Here is a 19,714-nt window from a genome sequence, read left to right on the forward strand (position 1 = left end):
GACTGTGACCAGAGAGGGGTGGGTGAACACATGCAGCCTGCACCGCATCACCGGTCGAGATTCCCGAGAGCCACGAGTCCGAAGAGGTCGAGGAGATCGAGACGCGGCGTGGCCGCGGCCCTGGCGGCAGGCGCCCTGGCGGCGTCGCTGCTCGGCTCCAACGCCGCTACGGCCAGGCCGTATCCCGAGCCGGAGCTGACAACGTTGTCCCTTCCGTCGCCGCCCGGCGGCGAGAACGTGAGGGTGCTCGTCTTCCACGCCTCGGCCACCGAGGAGTCGCCGGTCGTCAACGCCGGTATCGAGGCCATCGAGACGATCGGCCTGACGGGTCCCGCCGCCGAACGGTTCAGGACCGTGGCCACGGACGACCCCTCCGTCTTCACCAACGCCACCAAGCTCGGCAAGTACAACGCCGTCGTCTTCCTCACCGGCGGCGGCGATGTGCTCGACCCCGAACAGGAGGCGGGCCTCGAAGCGTTCATGAACGCGGGCGGCGGCTTCCTCGGGATCCATGAGGCAGCCCGCACCGAGCCGTACTCCGACTGGTTCACGGGGCTGATCGGGGCCCGGCCGACGGGCGCCCCGAGCAGCGTCCAGCGCGCGACCGTCGAGATCGGCGACCGGCTGAATCCCGCCACCAAGAACCTTCCGCTGGAGTGGAAGCGGCCCGACAAGTGGTTCAACTGGTCGACGAACCCCAGCGGCAAGGTACACACGGTCGCCCGGGTCAGGGAGGCCAGCTTCAAGCCGGCGACCGGCGCCAACGGAGCCGACCACCCGGTCTCCTGGTGCCGTGACTACGCCGGCGGCCGGTCCTTCTACACCGGCATGGGCGGTACGGCCGAGTCGTACGCCGAGACGGACTTCCGCGACCACCTGCGCGGCGCCCTCAACTGGACGACGCGGATCTCCCGCGCCGACTGCAAGGCGACGATCGACTCCAACTACGCGGCCGAGCGCGTCACCCAGCCCAACCAGGCCGGCCAGCAGGACCAGATCGGCGAGCCGCACGGCATGGTCGTCGCACCCGACGGGCGCGTGCTGTACATCGGCCGCGGCGGCGGTGACAACGCGGCCCCGGTGGTCACCGACTGGAACAACCCGGACATCGGCAAGGGCCAGGGGCAGATCCACCTCTACGACCCGAAGACGAAGAAGGTGACGCTCGCGGGCTCCCTCACCGTCTTCGGCAACAAGGGCGGCGGCGACGAGCTGATCAAGGTCGAGGAGGGGCTGCTCGGGATCGAGCTGGACCCCGCCTTCGAGACCAACGGCTGGGTGTACCTGCACTACACACCGCACTCGCAGCTCAACCGCGACACCCAGATCGCCGAGCGGCGCGTCTCGCGCTTCACCCTGGACCGTACGACGAACAAGCTGGACCTCGCCTCCGAGAAGGTCCTGCTGAAGTGGCCGGTACAGGTGCACAGTTGCTGCCACGCCGGCGGCGGGCTGGCCTGGGACTCCAAGGGGAACCTCTACATCGCGACCGGCGACAACAACTCCTCCGGTTTCAGCGACGGTTACTCCGGCAACAACCCGCAGCCCGCGTACAAGGGCGTCTCCTTCGCGGACGCGCGCCGCACCGCCGGCAACACCAACAACCTCAACGGCAAGATCCTGCGCATCCACCCGGAGCCGGACGGCACGTACACCCTGCCCGAGGGGAACCTCTTCACCGGCAAGGAGGAGGCCGAGGGCGGTGGCAAGACCCGTGGCGAGATCTATGTGATGGGCGTGCGCAACCCGTCCCGGATCTCCGTCGACCGGAAGACCGACACGCTGTACGCGGGCTGGGTCGGTCCTGACGCCGGTGCGCCGAGCACCACCTGGGGTCCGGCGAAGTACGACACCTTCTCCATGATCACCAAGGCGGGCAACCACGGCTGGCCGTTCTGCATGGGCAACAACCAGCCCTACCGGGACCGTAACCTGCCCGATCCGTCCAAGCCGCTGGGGTGGTACAACTGCGCCGCCCCGAAGAACGAGTCCCCCAACAACGACGGTCTGGTGAATCTGCCGCCCGTCACCGGCAACACCATCTGGTACTCGCCGCAGGGCGGCGCCCCCGACTTCCCGCGGGACGCGAACGGTGTGCCCAGCTACAAGCAGAGCGAGTCCACGTACCTGCTCCCGTGGCTCAAGGGCGGCGGCCAGGCGACCATGAACGGACCGGTCTACCGGTACGACGCGCAGAGCGCGAGCGCCGCGAAGTGGCCGGAGTACTGGGACGGCAAGTGGTTCGTCGGTGACTTCTACGACGCGGCGGACAGCCCGCGCCACGCGGTGGTGACCGATCCGAAGACCGGGGGCAAGGGCGGGCTGCCGGTGCACGCCGAGTCCCTGAAGAAGATCATCCCGGTCGGTCAGGGCGGCATCCGCAACCTGATGGACTGGAAGTTCGCCCCGGACGGCTCGCTCTACGTCCTGGACTACGGGCGCGGCTTCTTCACCTCGGACTCCCAGTCCGCGCTGTGGCGCGTGACCTACAAGGGCGGCGAGCCGACCCCGGCCGCCGGTGACCTCGCACGGAAGGCGGCGCAGTGAGACGCGAGTTGAGACACCGGCCGGGGCGCCGCCCCTGGGCACACCGGTCGCCGCGCCTGTGGACGGCCCTGGTGGGCGCGTTCCTGATGGTGCTGGGACTGACCTCCACGGCCGCGTACGGGCGGCCCGCCGGCGCCGGCGACGAGGGCGGCGCCGGTACGAAGGCGGCGGCCCAGGTGCTGACCTGGACCGCGGGCGACCCCATCGACAAGTACCTCAGCTTCCCCACCACCGCGGTGGCCGGGCCGACCACGATCGTCTTCGAGAACAGCACGGCCACCGGCAACACCACCGGGATGCCGCACACGCTGACCTTCGACGTGTCGGATCCCGCGTACAACAACGACGTTCCGCTGAACATCCTGGCCAACCCGGGTGACGCCAACGGCGGCAAGTACACCACCGAGGTCAACCTGACCCCGGGCACGTACCGCTACCACTGCGTCATCCCGGGCCACGGCACCATGACCGGCATCCTCACGGTGACCGAAGGCGGCGGCGGCGACGACACCACCGCCCCCACCACCTCGGCCGCGGTCGAGGGCCAGCAGAACTCCGACGGCGCGTACGTCGGTTCCGCGACGGTGACCGTGAAGGCGACCGACGACGGATCCGGTGTGGCGACCACCGAGTACGCGGTCGGCGCGGACGGGGAGTGGCAGCCGTACACCACCCCGGTGGTGGTCGACCAGGTCGGCGAGCACACGATCCGCTACCGCGCCACCGACAAGGCGGGCAACGCGGCGGCGGAGAAGTCCGTCGCGTTCACCGTCGTCGCCCCGCCGACCGACGACACCACCGCGCCGGAGACCTCGGCGACCGTGAGCGGCGACCAGGACGAGGCGGGCAATTACCTGTCGATGGCCACGGTCACCGTCACCGCCTCCGACACCGGTTCCGGCGTCAACACCATCGAGTACGCGCTCGGCGCCGACGGCGCCTGGCAGCCGTACACCGCCCCGGTGATGGTGCACGAGGTCGGTACGCACACGGTCCGCTACCGCGCCACCGACAAGGCGGGCAACGCGGCGGCGGCCAAGTCCGTGTCGTTCACGGTGGTGGCCCCGCCGGTCAAGGACACCACCCCGCCGGTGACCGGAGCGGTGGTGACCGGCGACAAGAACTCCAACGGCGCCTACATCACCAGCGCGAAGGTGACCCTCACGGCGACCGACGCCGAGTCGGGGGTGGACCGGATCGAGTACTCGCTCGACAGCGGCCCCTACCTCGCGTACACCACCCCCGTCGTCGTCGACCGGGTCGGCTACCACGCGCTCTCCTACCGGGCGACCGACAAGGCGGGCAACACCGCGCAGGCCAAGCAGCTCTCGTTCACCGTCGCGCAGAGCGGCGGCGTACCGGCGCCCAACTGCCCGGAGTTCGACGAGCGGTTGACGGTCATCGTGGGGACGGTCGACTCGGGGGTGCCGAACCGGCTGACCCGTAACCGGTGCACGATCAACGAGCTGATCGAGGACGAGAAGGAGTGGACCTCGCAGGCCCTCTTCCTCAAGCACGTCGACAGCGTGCTCGACAAGCTGCTGTCCGACAACGTCATCGACGACCGCGAGTTCACGCTGATCACCAAGGCCGCCAAGCGGTCGAAGATCGGAACCCCCGGGCAGACCGAGGGCTACCGGCCGCTCTTCGACGGTACGGCCGACTCCCTGGCCAAGTGGGAGCAGGTCGGCGGCGGCAAGTTCGCGCTGAGCGGCGACGGTGCCATCACCAGCAGCACCACCGTCGAGGGCATGGGCATGCTGTGGTTCCCGCAGCGCACCTACGGCGACTTCTCGCTGAAGCTGCAGTTCCGCGACGACGCCCCGGGCAGCGGCAACGCCAACGGCGGTGTGTTCGTCCGCTTCCCGAACGTCCACAACCACCCGGAGGAGACCCGCCCCGAGTGGGTCGCCATCAACTACGGGCATGAGATCCAGATCCTGGACCGCCCGGACGGCGACCTGTACAAGACCGGATCGGTCTACGGCTTCGACCGGGTGGGCCTGGGCGGCGCGGGCGTCACCCCGAAGGGCACCTGGAACGACTACGAGATCCGGGTGGAGGGTCAGCACTACACCATCCTGCGCAACGGTGTGCTGATCAACGAGTTCGACAACGTGGGCGGGCAGACGTTCTACCCCGCACGCGCGGGCGACCCGGGCACGGACGGCCGGCGGTACGCCACCGGCTATGTCGGGCTCCAGGTCCACGGCACGACGGACGTCATCTCGTACCGCGACATCCGTATCAAGGAGCTGTGACCGCGATCGAGGAGTTGTGACCGCGTTCGCGGCCCACTGACGGTGTGTCCCCGCTCGGCGGAGCGGGGACACACCTTTGTGCTCACCAACTCCCTTATTCCTCCTCGCGCCTGGCGCGGCTCGGCTGGACCCGCTTCGGCTCCCCCGGCATCTTCGGGTAGTCCGGCGGGTACGGCATGTCCCCCGGCCCGTGGTCCCGTTCGTACCGGTCGGCCAGCTCCAGCAGCCCGTCGAGTCGGTGCGGCCGGTCCGCCATCTCCGCGTGCACATCGCCCACCTCGGCGTAGCGCACCGGCATCGTCGCCAGATCGAAGTCGTCCGGCGCCACCTCGTCCAGCTCCGCCCAGCGCAGCGGCGCGGAGACCGGGGCGTGCGGGCGGGGGCGTACGGAATAGGCGGAGGCGATGGTGCGGTCGCGCGCGGTCTGGTTGTAGTCGACGAAGATCCGCTCGCCGCGCTCCTCCTTCCACCACGCGGTGGTCACCCGGCCCGGCATCCGCCGCTCCAGCTCATGGCCGACGGCGATCGCGCACCGCCGTACCTCGGTGAACGTCCAGCGCGGCTCGATCGGCACGAAGACGTGCAACCCCCGGCCGCCGGAGGTCTTGGGCCAGCCGTGCAGCCCCTGCTCCTCCAGGAACGCGTGGAGTTCGTGGGCGGCCCTGACCGCGTCGGCGAAGTCGGTGCCCGGCTGCGGATCGAGGTCGATGCGCAGCTCGTCGGGGTGGTCGGTGGCGTCCCGCCGTACCGGCCAGGGGTGGAAGGTGAGACAGCCGAGGTTCGCCGCCCAGAGGACGGCGGCCGGCTCCGCCGGGCAGATCTCGTCGGCCGAGCGCCCGCTGGGGAACTCGATCCGGGCGGTGGGGATCCAGTCGGGGAGGTTCTTCGGGGCCCGTTTCTGGAAGAAGGACTCACCGTCGACGCCCTCGGGGAAGCGTTGCAGGGTGGTGGGGCGGTCGCGCAGCGCGCGGACGATCCCCGGCGCCACGGCCAGGTAGTAGCGCGCGACGTCCAGCTTGGTGTAGCCGCGCTCGGGGAAGTACACCTTGTCGGGGCTGGACAGCCGTACGGTCCTGCCGCCCGCCTCCAGCTCCACCGCCACGCCTGCGCCCATGTGCGCCACGGTAGGCCGGGGGCGCGCGGAGCGCATCACGGGACGGCGCCGCACGGGACATGTCGGGCGACCCGGGAGGTTCTGGCCGACAATCGGTCCATGGACCTGCCGGTGATGCCGCCCGTGAAGCCGATGCTCGCCAAGTCCGTGGCCCGTATCCCGCCCGGCATGCAGTACGAGGCCAAATGGGACGGCTTCCGGGCGATCGTGTACCGCGACGGCGCCGAGCTGGTGATCGGCTCCAGGACCGGGAAGTCGCTCACCCGCTACTTCCCCGAGCTGGTCACGGCCCTGCTCGCCGAGTTGCCCGAGCGCTGTGTCGTCGACGGCGAGATCGTGATCGTGCACGGCGACCGGCTCGACTTCGAACGGCTCACGGAGCGGATCCATCCGGCGAAGTCCCGGGTGGACCTGCTCGCCGAGCGCACCCCGGCGAGCTTTGTCGCCTTCGATCTGCTGGCGCTCGGGGACGCCTCGCTGCTCGGCGTGGACCAGGCGCGCCGCAGGGAGGCGCTGGAGGCCGCGCTCTCCCCCGCGCGTCCCCCCGCCCATCTCGCGCCCGCGACCAGCGACATCGACGTGGCGCGACAGTGGTTCGAGCGGTACGAGGGGGCCGGTCTGGACGGGGTGGTGGCCAAGCCGCTCGATCTGCCGTACCGCCCCGACACCCGGTCCATGTACAAGATCAAGCACGAGCGGACGGCGGACGCCGTCGTGGCCGGCTACCGGCAGCACAAGAGCGGTCCTGTGGTCGGTTCGCTGCTCCTCGGTCTGTACGACACCGAGGGCGTGCTCCAGCACGTCGGGGTCTGCGCCGCGTTCCCCATGCGGCGCCGCGCCGAGCTGGCGGCGGAGCTGGCCCCGCTGCGCATGAAGAGCGCCGAGGGCCATCCGTGGGCGGCGTGGACGGAGGAGTCCGCGCACGAGAGCGCCCGGCTGCCCGGCGGGCCGAGCCGCTGGTCCGGGACGAAGGACCTGTCGTGGCTCCCGCTGCGGCCCGAGCGGGTGTGCGAGGTGGCGTACGACCACATGGAGGGCGACCGGTTCCGGCACACCACGCAGTTCCGCAGGTGGCGCCCCGACCGTACCCCGGCGAGCTGTACGTACGCGCAGTTGGAGGAGCCGGTGCGGTACGACCTGTCGGAGGTGCTGACGGCGCGGTGAACGGCCGGGGATCTCACCGGTCTGGCCGACCCCGCATGCGTCCGGACGGCCGCGGTGTGACCGTGCAGGGGTGACCTCAGCCAGCGAGACCGGCCCCCCGGCGACGACGCGGGCGCCGGAGTCCGCCCCCGCGCCGCCCGTGCTCGACGGACGGCAGCGGAACATCGTCTTCGCCACAATCATGCTCGGTGTGCTGCTCGCGGCCCTCGACCAGACGATCGTCGGCACGGCCCTGCCGACGATCGTCTCGGACCTGGGCGGCGCCGCCCACATGTCCTGGGTGGTCACCTCGTATCTGCTCGCGGAGACGGTCTCCACGGTCCTGGTCGGCAAGTTCGGTGACCTCTTCGGCCGGAAGCTGGTCTTCCAGGTCTCCGCGGTCGTCTTCATCACCGGCTCGTTCCTCTGCGGTCTCGCCACCGACATGACGCTGCTGATCTCCTGGCGCGCGCTCCAGGGCATCGGCGCCGGCGGGCTGATGGTCACCGCGATGGCGCTGATCGCGGACGTCATCCCGCTGCGCGAACGCGGCAAGTACCAGGGGGCGATCGGCGCGGTCTTCGGGGTCTCGACGGTCGTCGGGCCGCTGCTCGGCGGGGTGTTCACGGACAATCTGAGCTGGCGCTGGGCGTTCTACATCAATGTGCCCATCGCGATCGCCGTGGTCGTCGCGGCGGCCCGGACCATCCCGTCCGTCAAGGCGGTCTCCCGCCCGGTCATCGACTACCTGGGCATCGCGCTGGTGGCGATCGGGGCCAGCGCCCTGATCCTGGCGACGAGTTGGGGCGGCAACCAGTACGGCTGGGGCTCGCCCGTGATCCTCGGCCTGTTCGTCGGCGGTGTCGTCGCGCTCGCGCTGTTCTGTCTGGTGGAGACGCGCGCCGCCGAACCGATGCTGCCGATGCGGCTGTTCCGCAACCCGGTCTTCACGGTCTGCTCCGTCCTGAGCTTCATCGTGGGCTTCGCGATGCTCGGGGCGATGACCTTCCTGCCCACGTATCTCCAGTACGTGGACGGCGACTCGGCGATCGTCTCGGGCGTCCGTACGCTGCCGATGGTCTTCGGACTGCTGCTCGCCTCGATCTTCAGCGGCACCGTGGTCAGCAGGACGGGCGCGTACCGGATCTTCCCGATCGTCGGCTCGGTGGTGATGGCCGCGGGGCTCTATCTGCTGTCCCGGATGGGCCCGGACTCCGGGGTGTGGCGGGAGTCGGGGTCGATGCTGGTGCTGGGCCTGGGGATCGGACTGGTCATGCAGGTGCTGACGATCGCGGTGCAGAACACCGTCGAGTACACGGACCTCGGCACCGCCACGTCCGGGGTGACCTTCTTCCGTACGCTCGGCAGCGCCTTCGGCGCGGCGGTCTTCGGCACGATCTACGCCAACTCCCTCGGGCCGAACCTGCGGACGGGCATCGCCGGGGCGGTACGGGCGGCGGGGGCCGGGGCGGACCCGGCGGCCGTCGCCAAGGCGGCGGGGAGCCCGGAGGGGCTGCACGCGCTGCCGCCCGCGCAGTCCGCGCCGATCGTGCAGGCGTACACGGAGTCGTTGCAGACGGTGTTCCTGTGGACGGTGCCGGTGGCGCTGCTCGGGTTCGTGGTGGCGCTCTTCCTCAAGCAGGTGAAGCTGCGGGACTCGGCGCGGGCGGGCTCCACGGACATGGGCGAGGGGTTCGGTTCGCCGGTCAGCTCCGGTGACTCGGAGCGGCTGCTGGAGCTGTCCCTCGCGAAGATCCTGCGCTCCACCCGGCCGGACACCGCGCGGCGGATCATGCTCTCCGCGGACACCCGGCTGGACATCGCGGGGGCGTGGGCGGTGATGCAGGTCGAGCTGTTCACCCGCATGGTCGGCCATGCCGGCCTCGGGCTGATCGCGGAGCGCCACCGGCTGCCGCCCGAGGTGGTGTTCCCGGTCTTCGACCGGATGGTCGAGGAGGGCTATCTGAGCCGGACCGGAAACATGCTCGCGCACACGAAGGCGGGCGCCCGGGAGGCCGCCGTGATCAACACGGCGTGGGCGCACTGGCTCAACGAACAGCTCGACGCCGACCGGGGCCGGCCCAGCGGCGCCGAACTGCGCCGCGCGGTGGACGCGATCGCGAAGCGGCTGCTGGCCGAGGATCTGGCGCAGGACCTGTCCGGCAGGCCGCGTCTCCCGGCCGGCTCCACGCTCTCGACCGCGCGGCGCTGAGGGTCAGAGGTCCTGGTCGGGGAAGGTGCCGTCCACATAGACCCAGGCGCCGTCGTGCCGCGCGAAGCGGCTGCGCTCGTGCAGCTCGCCCGGTCCGCCCCCGTCGGTGTAACGGGCGCGGAAGGTGACCGTACCGGTGGTGTGGAAGGCGCTGCCGTCGGTGGTCGCCAGGATCTCCAGCCCCTGCCAGCGCGTGGCGGGGTCCAGACCCAGGCGCGCCGGGCGGGTGGCGGGGTCCCAGGTCCTGAGCAGGTACGCCGCGTCGAGCACGGCGAAGGCGCTGTAGCGGGAGCGCATCAGCAGCTCGGCGGTGGGCGCGGTGGCGGAGGTCCCCGTCCCGGATCCGGTGTGGAACCGCCCGCAGCACGCGCCGTACGGGGCGCTCGCTCCGCAGGGGCAGGGCGACGCGTCGGTGACGCGCCGCCCTGCCCCTGCGGGCTGGTCGGATCGGCCGGGGCGACGGGGGCGTGCGGGGCGTCGGGCCATGTGGTGCTGTGCTCCAGGACGGGACGGGGCTCGTTCGGTGTGCCGGTCGGCCTGACCGCTCGGCCCGCCTCCCGTAGGTGCACAGCCTAGGCGGCCCCGGGCGGTCCGCCGGGTCGGCGTGCCCGGTCCGTCGTCCGCCGGGTCAGCGTGTGCCGTTCTCCGCCTCGGCCGGCTCCGGCAGCTCCTCCACGTCCACCCCGGAGACCTGAGCCAACTCGTGCTTGAGCGCGGCGAGTTCGGCGCCGCCCGCCATGTGGTTGGTGAGTGCTTCCAGGCTGACCTCGCTCCGTGCGGAGCTGAGTTCCAGGGTGCCGAGCCGCAGCACCGTGAAGTGGTCGCCGACCATGTAGGCGTGGTGCGGGTTGTGGGTGATGAAGATGACGCCGAGGCCGCGTTCCCGGGCGGCGGCGATGTACTTGAGCACCACCCCGGACTGCTTGACACCGAGCGCGGCGGTCGGCTCGTCCAGGATCAGCACCCGGGCGCCGAAGTAGACGGCGCGGGCGATGGCCACGGACTGCCGCTGACCGCCGGAGAGCGAGCCGACGGGCTGGTCGAGGTCGTCGAGCACGATGCCCATGTTGCGCAGTTCCTGGTCGGTGATGCTCTTCATCCGCGGGATGTCGAGCATTCTGGCCGGCCAGGGGCCCCGGGTCAGCTCGGAGCCGAGGAAGAAGTTCCGCCACACCGGCATCATCGGTACGGTGGCGAGGTCCTGGTAGACGGTGGCGATGCCGTGGCCCAGGGCCTCACGCGGGGTGGTCAGCCGGACCGGCTCGCCGTCGATGAGGAATTCGCCCTCGGTGTGCTGGTGCAGTCCCGATATGACCTTGATCAGGGTGGACTTGCCGGCGCCGTTGTCGCCGAGCACACAGGTCACCCGGCCCGGCCTGACGGCCAGGTCGACGCCGTGCAGGGCGCGGATGTTGCCGTAACTCTTGCCGACGCCCCGCAGTTCGACGATCGGCGTCCCTGCGTCGCGGCCGGTCTTCCCGCCCTGGGCTGTCGTGGTGGTTGCCATGGGGTTCACCTCCGGGTCGCCTGCTTGCGTACCCACAGATTGAGGAGGACGGCGACGAGCAGCATCGCGCCGAGGAAGAATTTGAACCAGTCGGGGTTCCAGTTGGCGTAGACGATGCCCTGGGTGACCATGCCGAACATGAACGCGCCGACCATCGGGCCGAAGGCCGAGCCGTAACCACCGGTCAGTACGCAGCCGCCGATCACCGCGGCGGCGATGTAGAGCAGTTCGTTGCCGATGCCCTCGCCCGACTGGACGGTGTTGAAGGCGAAGAGCTGGTGCATGCCGACGAACCAGGCCGCGAAGCCGACGATCATGAAGAGGGAGATCTTGGTGAAGGTCACCGGGACACCGACGGCGCGCGCGCTGTCCTGGTTTCCGCCGACCGCGAAGATCCAGTTGCCGTACTTGGTACGCAGCAGCACCCAGGTGGCCAGGAGGCCGAAGACCACCCACCACACCACGGTGATCCGGACACTGGTCCCGCCGACGGCTATCTCGGAGGAGAAGATCCTGCGGGCCTGGTCGAAGCCGTCCATGTCGCGGATGGAGTCGGTGGCGACGTTGCTGGTGATCAGCTTGGTGACCGCGAGATTGGCGCCCTGGAGCATCAGGAACGTACCGAGGGTGACCAGGAAGCTGGGCAGACCGGTCTTGACCAGCAGGAATCCGTTGAAGGCCCCGACGGCGAGGGAGACCACCAGCGCGAAGACCACGCCCACCCAGACGTTCATGGAGAGCTGGAAGGCGAACATGGAGGCGGTGAGCGCGGAGGTGACCACGGCGACACCGGCCGACAGGTCGAACTCACCGCCGATCATCAGCAGCGCCACGGCCAGCGCCATGATCCCGATGGTCGACGCCTGGTAGAGCACGGTGTTCAGCGAGTCGAGCTGCCGGAAGGTCGGCGCGACGGAGAAGAAGAAGACATAGACGACGACGGCGCCGATCAGCGCGCCGATCTCGGGCCGGCCCAGCAGCCGGTGCACCGGCGAGCGCCGGGCGGTGCGGCCGTCCTTGCCCCCGGCCGTCGGCGGGGGTCCCGGCGTCGCCGCCGGGGCCGGATCCGGCGCCGGACCCACTGCGGACTCCACACTCATCACCGGGTCCCCTTCTCGGCGAACGCGGCGATCTTGTCGATGTTCGACTCGTCCACGAACGCGGGTCCGGTCAGGACCGGTTCGGCGCCGCCCCCGCTGAAGTTGCCGTTGTTCTTGTACAGCCAGAGGCCGTCGACCGCCAGATAGCCCTGGAGGTAGGGCTGTTGGTCGACGGCGAACTTCACGTCGCCGTCCTTGAGTGCGGCGACCAGTTCCTTGTTGAGGTCGAACGTGGCGACCTTCGCCTTGCTGCCGGCGTCCTTCGCCGACTGGACCGCGGTGAGTGCGATCGGGGCGCCGAGGGTGGAGACGTAGTCGATCGACGTGTCCTGCTGGAGCTTGGCCTCGATGGTCGACTTCACCGACGGCATGTCCTTGCCGTTGACGTAGAGGACCTCGGCCTTGCCCTTGAACGTCTTCTTCACGCCCGCGCACCGGGCCTCCAGGGCGACATGCCCCTGGTCCTGGATGACACAGATGGTGTGCTTGGCGCCCACCTCGTTGAGGCGGTTGCCGAACGCCTCGCCCGCGACCTTCTCGTCCTGCCCGTAGTAGGACTGGAGCCCGAGGTCCTTCCAGTCGTCGAGACCGGCGTTGAAGCCGACGACGGGGATGCCGGCCTGCTCCGCCTTGGCGAGCACGGTCTTCATGGCCTCGGGCTTGGCGGCGGTGACCGCGATCCCGTCGACCTTCTGGTCGATGGCGTTCTGGATCAGGTTGGCCTGGTCGGCGGCCTTCTCGTCACTGGAGTAGACGAGTTCGACGTTGTCCTTGGCCGCCGCGGCCTGGGCGCCCTTGCGGACGATGTCCCAGAACGTGTCACCGGGAGGTGCGTGGGTGACCATGGCGATCTTCATGCGGGCGGTGGTCGCCTTGCCGGTCGTCGCGGCGTTCTGGTCCTCCTGGGCCTTCTTGCCACCGGACCCGCTGGAGCAACCTGCGGCCAGGAGGACCGCCGCCATACCGACGGCCGCGGCTGCGACGGTTCTGCGGGAGCGTCGGGAGCGGATAGTGCGATTCATCGTCCTGCACCTCACGGAGTGAGTGGGCGGAGAGGGGGCATGAGCCCACCGGACCGCAACGGAGGGATACGGCACAGGGGCCAGTTCGGTGTTTTCGGCCATGAGCCGGAAACGTCGCCGTTACTGGACTGGAGCAAACTCCAGCAGAGGCCCGGTGTCAATGGTTTGTCAGGACAACACTTCATCCGGACGTAACGGCACGATAACGTCGGGGCCACGGAAGACCGCGACGGTTCCGCCCCTCGACGGGCTCTGTCGGCACCGTGCGGGAGGGGCGCGGATCTCCGGAGTCAGTTCCTTGACGTCTGGATCGATCCAGACCCAGACTATGAGGTTGTGTCACCATCAGTGTCAATAGTCGTGTGACGACAGGGTCGGGAGGCCGTGTGGAACGGACCGGGGGCGGCCGGACCAGGCGCGCCACGATGCAGGACGTGGCGGCACGGGCGGGAGTGTCACGGTCACTGGTGTCCCTGGTCTTCCGCGGCGAGCCGGGCGCCAGCCCCGAGACCCGGGACAGGGTGCTGCGGGCCGCGGACGAGATCGGCTACCGCGTCGACCCCACCGCGCGCCTGCTCCGCAGCAGCCGCAGCAGGCTGCTCGGCGTCGTGCTCGACACCCGTAACGCCTTCCACGCCGATCTCGTGGACGGGATCTACGCCTCGGCCGAGGAGACCGGTTACGAGGTCGCGCTGAGCGCCCTGGCCCCCACCCGTGACGAACGCAAGGCCGTCGAGCGGCTGATCGCCTACCGCAGCGAGGCGCTGATCCTGCTCGGCCCCGAGACCACCGCCGAGGAGCTGTCGGAGCTCGGCCGGCGGATCCCGGTGGTCACGATCGGCCGCGGCGCCACGGCGGAGACCGTCGACTCCGTGCACATCGCCGAGATGGACGGCGCGCGCCAGTCCGTCGACCATCTCGTCGGCCTCGGGCACCGCGCCATCGTCCACATCGACGGCGGCCGGGCGTCGATGGCGGGCGAGCGGCGCAGGGGGTACCGCCAGGCCATGCGGCGGCGCGGGCTGGCCGACGAGATCCGGGTGATCCCGGGCGACCACAACGAGACCTCCGGCGCCGAAGCGGCCCGTACGCTGCTGGCCGGGCGCACCCTGCCCACCGCCGTGATGGCCTACAACGACCGCTGCGCCACCGGTCTCCTCGACGCCTTCCTGCGGGCGGGGGTACGGGTGCCCGCGGATGTCTCCGTCGTCGGCTGCGACGACAGTTCGCTGGCGCGGCTGGCCCACATCAGCCTCACCACGCTCTCCCAGGACGCCGAGCGGATGGCGGAACTCGCCGTCCAGGCGGCGGTGGAGCGGCTGGACGGCGGGCGGAGCAAGCCCCGGGACGTGGTGATCAGTCCGCATCTGGTGGTACGGGCGAGCACCGCGCGCCCGCGTACGGCCGGCTGAGCCGGGAGCGGGACACCCCGGAAAAGGAACCGCGCGAACAGGAACCGCGCGCCGCGACTTCTTGACAGCGGGCGGCGGGCCGCCACATAGTCGCTACTGGATCGATCCAGTGTCGAGCGAGTCCCTCCCTGCGCCTCCACCCTGATCTCCCTGATTCCCCCGAGTCACCTCCGACCGATATGGAGAACACCCCATGAAACTCGGTGCCTACACCGCCTGCCTGCACGACAAGACGCTCGACGAGGTCCTTGAGGTGGTCCGCAAACTGGGGCTGACCGCCATCGAGTTGAACGCGGGCGGCTTCCTGCCCGCCCCGCACATCCCCGTCGACGCCCTGCTCGCCAGCGAGCGGGCCCGTACGGAGTTCCTGGCCCGGCTCGACGCGGCGGGCGTGGAGCTGACCGCGCTGAACGTCAACGGCAACCCCCTGCACCCCGACCCCGAGGTCGGCACCAAGCACGCCCGCGACCTGCGCACCGCGATCGAGCTGGCCGGGCTGCTGGGCGTACGCCACGTGATCACCATGTCCGGCCAGCCGGAGGCGCACCCGGGCGGGCTCACCCCGGCGTGGACGGTGGAGCCGTGGCACAGCGGGGCCACGGAGGTCCTCGACTACCAGTGGAACGAGGTCGCGGTCCCGTTCTGGAAGGGCATCGAGGAGCTGGCCCGGCGCGCGGACGTGCGGGTGGCCATCGAGATGCACCCGCACAACCTGGTCTACAACCCCGTCACCCTGATGCGGCTGATCGAGCGCGTGGGATCCACCCACATCGGCGCCGAGATGGACCCGAGCCACCTCTTCTGGCAGGGCATGGAGCCGCTGGTCGCCATCGAGTACCTGGGGGACCGTGTCTTCCACGCGGCGGCCAAGGACGTACGGATCAACGAGGACCACGTCAAGCTGCACGGCGTCCTCGACGACCGGTTCCGTACGCCGACGCCGGAGCAGCCGGGCGTGGTCGGCCTCATCGGTCTCGGCGGGCGCTATCTGCTCAACGAGTTCCCGGCGGACGCCCCGTGGCAGTTCGTCGCGGTCGGCCGGGGCCACGACACCGCGTACTGGACGGAATTCCTCGCCGCTCTGCGCCGGATCGACCCGGACATGGCCGTCAACATCGAGCACGAGGACCTGGAACTGGGCCAGTTCGAAGGGCTCCAGGCCGCCGCGGACACGCTGCTCGCGGCCGTGGCGGCGCTGCCGGCCGACTGACCGCCGCCCACACCCTCCCCGGGGCCGTACCCGCCCCGGGGACGGCCCCGGGGCGGTCAGGGCTGGACGAGGAGCTGGAACTCGAAGGCGTACCGCGACGCCCGGTAGATATGGGTGCCGTACTCGACGGCGCGGCCCGTGTCGTCGTACGTCGTGCGCTGCATCGTCAGCAGTGCGGCGCCCTCGGCCTCGCCCAGGCTCTCGCCCTCCGGCGCGGTGGCGTTGCGCGCTCCGACCGTCTGGCGGGCGCTGTGCAGGGTGATCCCGACGGCCCGCATCAGACGGTAGAGGCCGGTCTCCTCCAACTCCTCGGTGTCCAGGCGCACCAGCCCCGGCGGCAGGAAGTTGCGCAGGTACGCCATCGGTTCGGAGTGGCTCAGCCGCAGCCGCTCCAGGACGACGACCTCGCTGCCCTCGGCGACCCCGAGCGCGGCGGCGACCTCGGCGGAGGCCGGTGCCGTCCCGTTGAGCAGGACGCGGGTGGTGGGGCTCTGTCCGGCCGCCCGCAGGTCGTCGTAGAGGCTGCTCAGTTCGAGCGGGCGCTTGACCTGGCTGTGCACGACCTGCGTCCCGATGCCCCGGCGGCGGACCAGCAGCCCCTTGTCGACCAGCGACTGGATGGCGTGCCGGACGGTGGGGCGGGAGAGCCCGAGCCGTCCGGCCAGCTCGATCTCGTTGCCGAGCAGGCTGCCCGGGGAGAGCCTGCCGTGCTCGATGGCGCTCTCCAACTGCTGGGCGAGCTGGTAGTAGAGCGGCACCGGACTCGACCGGTTCACCGAGAGTTTGAGTGCCGTGGGATCAGGGGTGTTCACGGGGCGAGAATATCCGCCGTAAGGGTGACAGGCACCTCCGACGTCAGATTGTTGTGACAATAGGGGACTTCCCGCGCACCGCGCCCGTCCTGCCCCGTCCCACCCCCCGCCCGGTCCTCAGGGCCTGACCCGGTGCCCGAGGCGTACGGAGAGCGCGCCCGCGCCCTTCACCGCGAGCTGGGACAGCTCCTCCTCGCGCTCGTCGCTCCAGCGGATCATCGGTACGGAGATGGACAGCGCGGCGACGACCCGGCCCGCCCGGTCCCGTACCGGCGCGGCCACGCAGCTCACGTCGGGGTTCGACTCACGGTGCTCGACGGCGACCCCGCGCTCCCTGATCCCCGCCAGCTCCGCGTGCAGCACCTCGGGGTCGGTGATGCTGTCGGGCGTCATCGCGAGGAACTCGCGGCCGTCGATACGGGCCGCCAGCTCGCTCTCGGAGAGCGAGGCGAGCAGCATCTTGCCGACCGAGGTGCAGTGGGCGGGCAGTCTGCGCCCGGCGGCGGAGACCATCCGGACCGCGTGCGTGGAGTCCACCTTCGCGATGTATATGACGTCGGTTTCCTCCAGGATCGCGACGTGGACGGTCTCGTCGCAGGTCTCGGCGACCTCGCGGGCGACCTGCCGGCCCTCGGCCGCGAGGTCGAGCTGTTCCGCGTACCGGCTGCCGAGCTGGTAGGAGCGCACCCCGAGCCGGTAGCGGCCGGGCTGTCCGGGGACGGGCGCCAGGTAGGAGCGGGCCGCGAGCGTGGTGATCAGCTCGTGCACGGTGGTGCGCGGCAGTTGCAGTTTGCGGATGACATCGGGCGCGGAGAGCGTCCCGTCGCCCTCCAGGAACAGTTCCAGAATGTCCAGGGCCCGCGTCACCGCGGGGACGAGCCGTCCCATGGCCGACCACCCACCCGTCTCGTTCGGTACTTCGGCCATCGGCCGGAATGACGAACACAGGCTAACCGCCGCGCTACCCATTGACACCCCTCGGAGCGTCTGAATACCGTCACGCCACGATTTCGAACGTGTGACGAAATACCGAACACACCCTGGGGACCTGTCTTGCGCATCACGGGAATCAGCACACACGTCGTCGGTACGCCCTGGCGTAACCTCACCTACGTCCTCGTCCATACCGACGAAGGTCTCACCGGCGTCGGCGAGACGAGGATGCTCGGCAGGACGGACGCGCTCATCGGTTATCTGCGTGAGGCCGAGGCCAACCATCTTCGTGGATCGGACCCCTTCGCGGTAGAGGATCTCGTACGCCGGATGAAGTACGGCGACTACGGACGCGCCGGTGAGATCGTGATGTCGGGCATCGCGGTCGTCGAGATGGCCTGCTGGGACATCAAGGGCAAGGCGCTGGGCGTACCGGTGTGGCAGCTCCTCGGCGGGAAGGTCACCGACCGGGTCAAGGCGTACGCGAACGGCTGGTACACCACCGAGCGCACCCCCGACGCGTACCACAAGGCGGCCCAGGCCGTGATCGCGCGCGGCTACCGGGCCCTGAAGATCGACCCGTTCGGCACCGGCCACTTCGAGCTGGACCGGGCGGCGAGCAACGAGGCCGTGGCCCTGATCGAGGCCGTACGGGACGCGATCGGGCCCGAGTCCGAGCTGATGCTGGAGATGCACGGCCGGTTCAGCCCGTCGACGGCCGTACGGCTGGCCCGCGAGCTGGCGCCGTTCGCCCCGGCCTGGCTGGAGGAGCCGGTGCCCCCGGAGAACCTGAAGGCGCTGAGCAAGGTCGCCGAGAAGGTCGACCTGCCGATCGCGACCGGTGAACGCATCCACGACCGGATCGAGTTCCGGGAGCTCTTCGAGTCGCAGGCCGCCGACATCATCCAGCCCGACGTCGGCCACATCGGCGGCATCCTGGAGACGCGGAAGCTGGCGGCGACCGCGGAGACGCACTACACGCTGATCGCGCCGCACAATGTCGGCGGTTCGGTGCTGACCGCGGCGAGCCTTCAAGTGGCCGCCTGCACACCGAACTTCAAGATCCTTGAGCACTTCAACGACTTCGCCGACGCGGAGATCAAGAAGGTCGTCAAGGGCGCTCCCCAGGTCGACCCGGAGACGGGCTGCTTCGAGATCTCGCACGCGCCGGGGCTGGGCGTCGAGTTCGACGTGGACGCGGCGGCCGAATTCCCGCAGCAGCAGGCGCGGTTCGATCTGTGGGCCGAGGGCTGGGAGAAGCGCGACCCGAAGGAGCCCCGATGAGCGACCGGCCCGCGGCGGGCGGGGACACGCCCGCCGGGCCGGCGGCGACCGGCAGATCGGTCGTCGTCGACCGGCCCGGCGCCCACCGCCTGGTGACCGGCCCGGTGCCCGTACCCGGCCCCGGCGAGGTACGGGTCCGGGTCGCGGCGGCCGGTATCTGCATGAGCGACCGGGAGGTGTACGACGGCCACCGCGACCCGGCCTATGTGCGCTACCCGGTGACGCCGGGCCACGAGTGGTCGGGGACGGTCGAGGCGGTCGGCCCCGGCGTGGCGCCGGAGCTGGTCGGGCGCAAGACCGTGGCCGAGGGGTTCCGCGCCTGCGGGACCTGTACGCGCTGCCGCACCGGCGAGACCTCGCTGTGCACGGGCGGGTACGAGGAGACGGGCTTCACCGTGCCGGGCGCGTTCGCCGACCATGTCGTCGTCCCCGGGCGCCTGTTGCACCTGCTCGACAACGATGCCGACCTGCGGGCCGCCGCCCTGCTGGAGCCGGCCGCTGTGGTGGCCGCCGCCGTGCGGACCTGCCGTCCCGAGCCCGGTGAGCGGATCGCCGTGGTCGGCGCGGGGACCCTGGGGCTGCTCGCCGTCCAGTTGCTGGCCGCCACCTCCCCCGCCGAGCTGACGGTCATCGATCCCCGGGCCGAACGCGGCGCCGCCGCGCGGCTGTTCGGGGCGACGGACTCCCGCACCCCGGAGGAGGCCAAGGAGGCGCACGGGCGCTACGACCTCGTCGTGGAGACCGCCGGGGCGCCGACCACCGCCGCCGCGGCCTGCCTGCTGGCGCGGCGCGGCGGCCGGGTGGTGCTCACCGGGATGTTCGCGCCCGGCGCGACCGGGATCGACCCGGCGCTGCTGACGCTCGGTCAACTCACCGTGCACGGCGTCTTCGGGGCGCCGTCCGCCGCCTGGGCCTTCGCCGTACGGGCCTTCACCTCCGGGGTTCTCGACCCGGGGCCGCTGATCACCCACGAGTTCCCGCTGGAGCGGTTCGGCGAGGCCGTGGCGCTGGTCGGCGGGGGCGATCCGGGTACCGGAAAGGTGCTGCTGCGGCCATGACCCGGCGTTCGGCACCCCGCGCGGGACACCGCCGTACCGCACACCTCGTACCACCGAGCACACCGCACACGACCGACGCGTACGACCGACGCGTAGGAC

The 19,714-nt window shown here is 70.6% G+C and carries 15 protein-coding genes; 8 read left to right on the forward strand and 7 right to left on the reverse strand.

All coding sequences use genetic code 11. The features are described from left to right. Positions 1-30: 30 nt before the first annotated feature. Complete coding sequence (locus ACIO3P_RS06510) at positions 31-2,547, forward strand: ThuA domain-containing protein (protein WP_329827692.1); 2,517 nt, start codon at positions 31-33, stop codon at positions 2,545-2,547. Between the two features lie 86 nt (positions 2,548-2,633). Then, positions 2,634-4,808 carry an OmpL47-type beta-barrel domain-containing protein gene (locus ACIO3P_RS06515; RefSeq protein ID WP_401848857.1) on the forward strand — a complete coding sequence of 725 codons (2,175 nt, stop codon included), beginning with the start codon at positions 2,634-2,636 and terminating at the stop codon, positions 4,806-4,808. A 94-nt stretch (positions 4,809-4,902) separates the two neighbouring features. Here the strand turns inward: ACIO3P_RS06515 and ligD are convergent, their stop codons facing one another. After that, a complete protein-coding gene (gene ligD, locus ACIO3P_RS06520) occupies positions 4,903-5,922 on the reverse strand; it encodes a non-homologous end-joining DNA ligase (protein ID WP_329827693.1) in 1,020 nt (339 codons plus the stop codon). Between the two features lie 99 nt (positions 5,923-6,021). Between ligD and ACIO3P_RS06525 the strand changes: the two genes are divergently transcribed. Together ACIO3P_RS06525 and ACIO3P_RS06530 are read left to right on the forward strand one after the other, a co-directional pair. Continuing rightward, positions 6,022-7,086 carry an ATP-dependent DNA ligase gene (locus ACIO3P_RS06525; RefSeq protein ID WP_401848761.1) on the forward strand — a complete coding sequence of 355 codons (1,065 nt, stop codon included), beginning with the start codon at positions 6,022-6,024 and terminating at the stop codon, positions 7,084-7,086. 70 nt (positions 7,087-7,156) lie between these two features. Beyond that, positions 7,157-9,277 (forward strand): MDR family MFS transporter, encoded by a 2,121-nt coding sequence (locus ACIO3P_RS06530; protein WP_329827695.1) that lies wholly within the window; start codon positions 7,157-7,159, stop codon positions 9,275-9,277. A 3-nt stretch (positions 9,278-9,280) separates the two neighbouring features. Here the strand turns inward: ACIO3P_RS06530 and ACIO3P_RS06535 are convergent, their stop codons facing one another. From ACIO3P_RS06535 to ACIO3P_RS06550, 4 genes are all read right to left on the reverse strand, one after another. Further along, a complete protein-coding gene (locus ACIO3P_RS06535) occupies positions 9,281-9,763 on the reverse strand; it encodes a YchJ family protein (RefSeq protein ID WP_401848759.1) in 483 nt (160 codons plus the stop codon). A gap of 142 nt (positions 9,764-9,905) precedes the next feature. After that, the gene (locus ACIO3P_RS06540; protein WP_329827697.1) at positions 9,906-10,784 is read right to left on the reverse strand and encodes an ATP-binding cassette domain-containing protein; all 879 of its coding nucleotides are present in this window, start codon (positions 10,782-10,784) and stop codon (positions 9,906-9,908) included. A 5-nt stretch (positions 10,785-10,789) separates the two neighbouring features. Continuing rightward, complete coding sequence (locus tag ACIO3P_RS06545; RefSeq protein ID WP_329827698.1) at positions 10,790-11,884, reverse strand: ABC transporter permease; 1,095 nt, start codon at positions 11,882-11,884, stop codon at positions 10,790-10,792. After that, a complete protein-coding gene (locus ACIO3P_RS06550; protein WP_329827699.1) occupies positions 11,884-12,906 on the reverse strand; it encodes a sugar ABC transporter substrate-binding protein in 1,023 nt (340 codons plus the stop codon). Before ACIO3P_RS06550 ends, ACIO3P_RS06545 begins: the two co-directional genes overlap by 1 nt. Before the next feature lie 386 nt (positions 12,907-13,292). On the opposite strand from ACIO3P_RS06550, the gene ACIO3P_RS06555 reads away from it, so the two are divergent. Then, on the forward strand, positions 13,293-14,318 hold the full coding sequence (locus ACIO3P_RS06555) for a LacI family DNA-binding transcriptional regulator (RefSeq protein ID WP_329827700.1): 1,026 nt from the start codon (positions 13,293-13,295) through the stop codon (positions 14,316-14,318). A 193-nt stretch (positions 14,319-14,511) separates the two neighbouring features. Continuing rightward, positions 14,512-15,528 (forward strand): sugar phosphate isomerase/epimerase, encoded by a 1,017-nt coding sequence (locus ACIO3P_RS06560; RefSeq protein WP_329827701.1) that lies wholly within the window; start codon positions 14,512-14,514, stop codon positions 15,526-15,528. Positions 15,529-15,584: 56 nt separating this feature from the next. On the opposite strand, the gene ACIO3P_RS06565 is transcribed toward ACIO3P_RS06560, so the two are convergent. Continuing rightward, positions 15,585-16,340 (reverse strand): GntR family transcriptional regulator, encoded by a 756-nt coding sequence (locus ACIO3P_RS06565; protein ID WP_329827703.1) that lies wholly within the window; start codon positions 16,338-16,340, stop codon positions 15,585-15,587. Between the two features lie 117 nt (positions 16,341-16,457). Continuing rightward, entirely contained in the window at positions 16,458-17,228 is a 771-nt protein-coding gene (locus tag ACIO3P_RS06570; protein WP_329828122.1) for an IclR family transcriptional regulator, read from the reverse strand. 165 nt (positions 17,229-17,393) lie between these two features. Here ACIO3P_RS06570 and ACIO3P_RS06575 point away from each other — a divergent pair, with 165 nt between their 5' ends. Together ACIO3P_RS06575 and ACIO3P_RS06580 are read left to right on the forward strand one after the other, a co-directional pair. Continuing rightward, on the forward strand, positions 17,394-18,557 hold the full coding sequence (locus ACIO3P_RS06575; protein ID WP_329827704.1) for a mandelate racemase/muconate lactonizing enzyme family protein: 1,164 nt from the start codon (positions 17,394-17,396) through the stop codon (positions 18,555-18,557). Next, entirely contained in the window at positions 18,554-19,615 is a 1,062-nt protein-coding gene (locus ACIO3P_RS06580) for a zinc-binding dehydrogenase (protein WP_401848757.1), read from the forward strand. Before ACIO3P_RS06575 ends, ACIO3P_RS06580 begins: the two co-directional genes overlap by 4 nt. The last annotated feature ends 99 nt before the right edge of the window (positions 19,616-19,714 follow it).

Origin of the sequence: Streptomyces sp. NPDC087310, assembly GCF_044744405.1 — a bacterium.
Classification (GTDB): Bacteria; Actinomycetota; Actinomycetes; order Streptomycetales; family Streptomycetaceae; genus Streptomyces.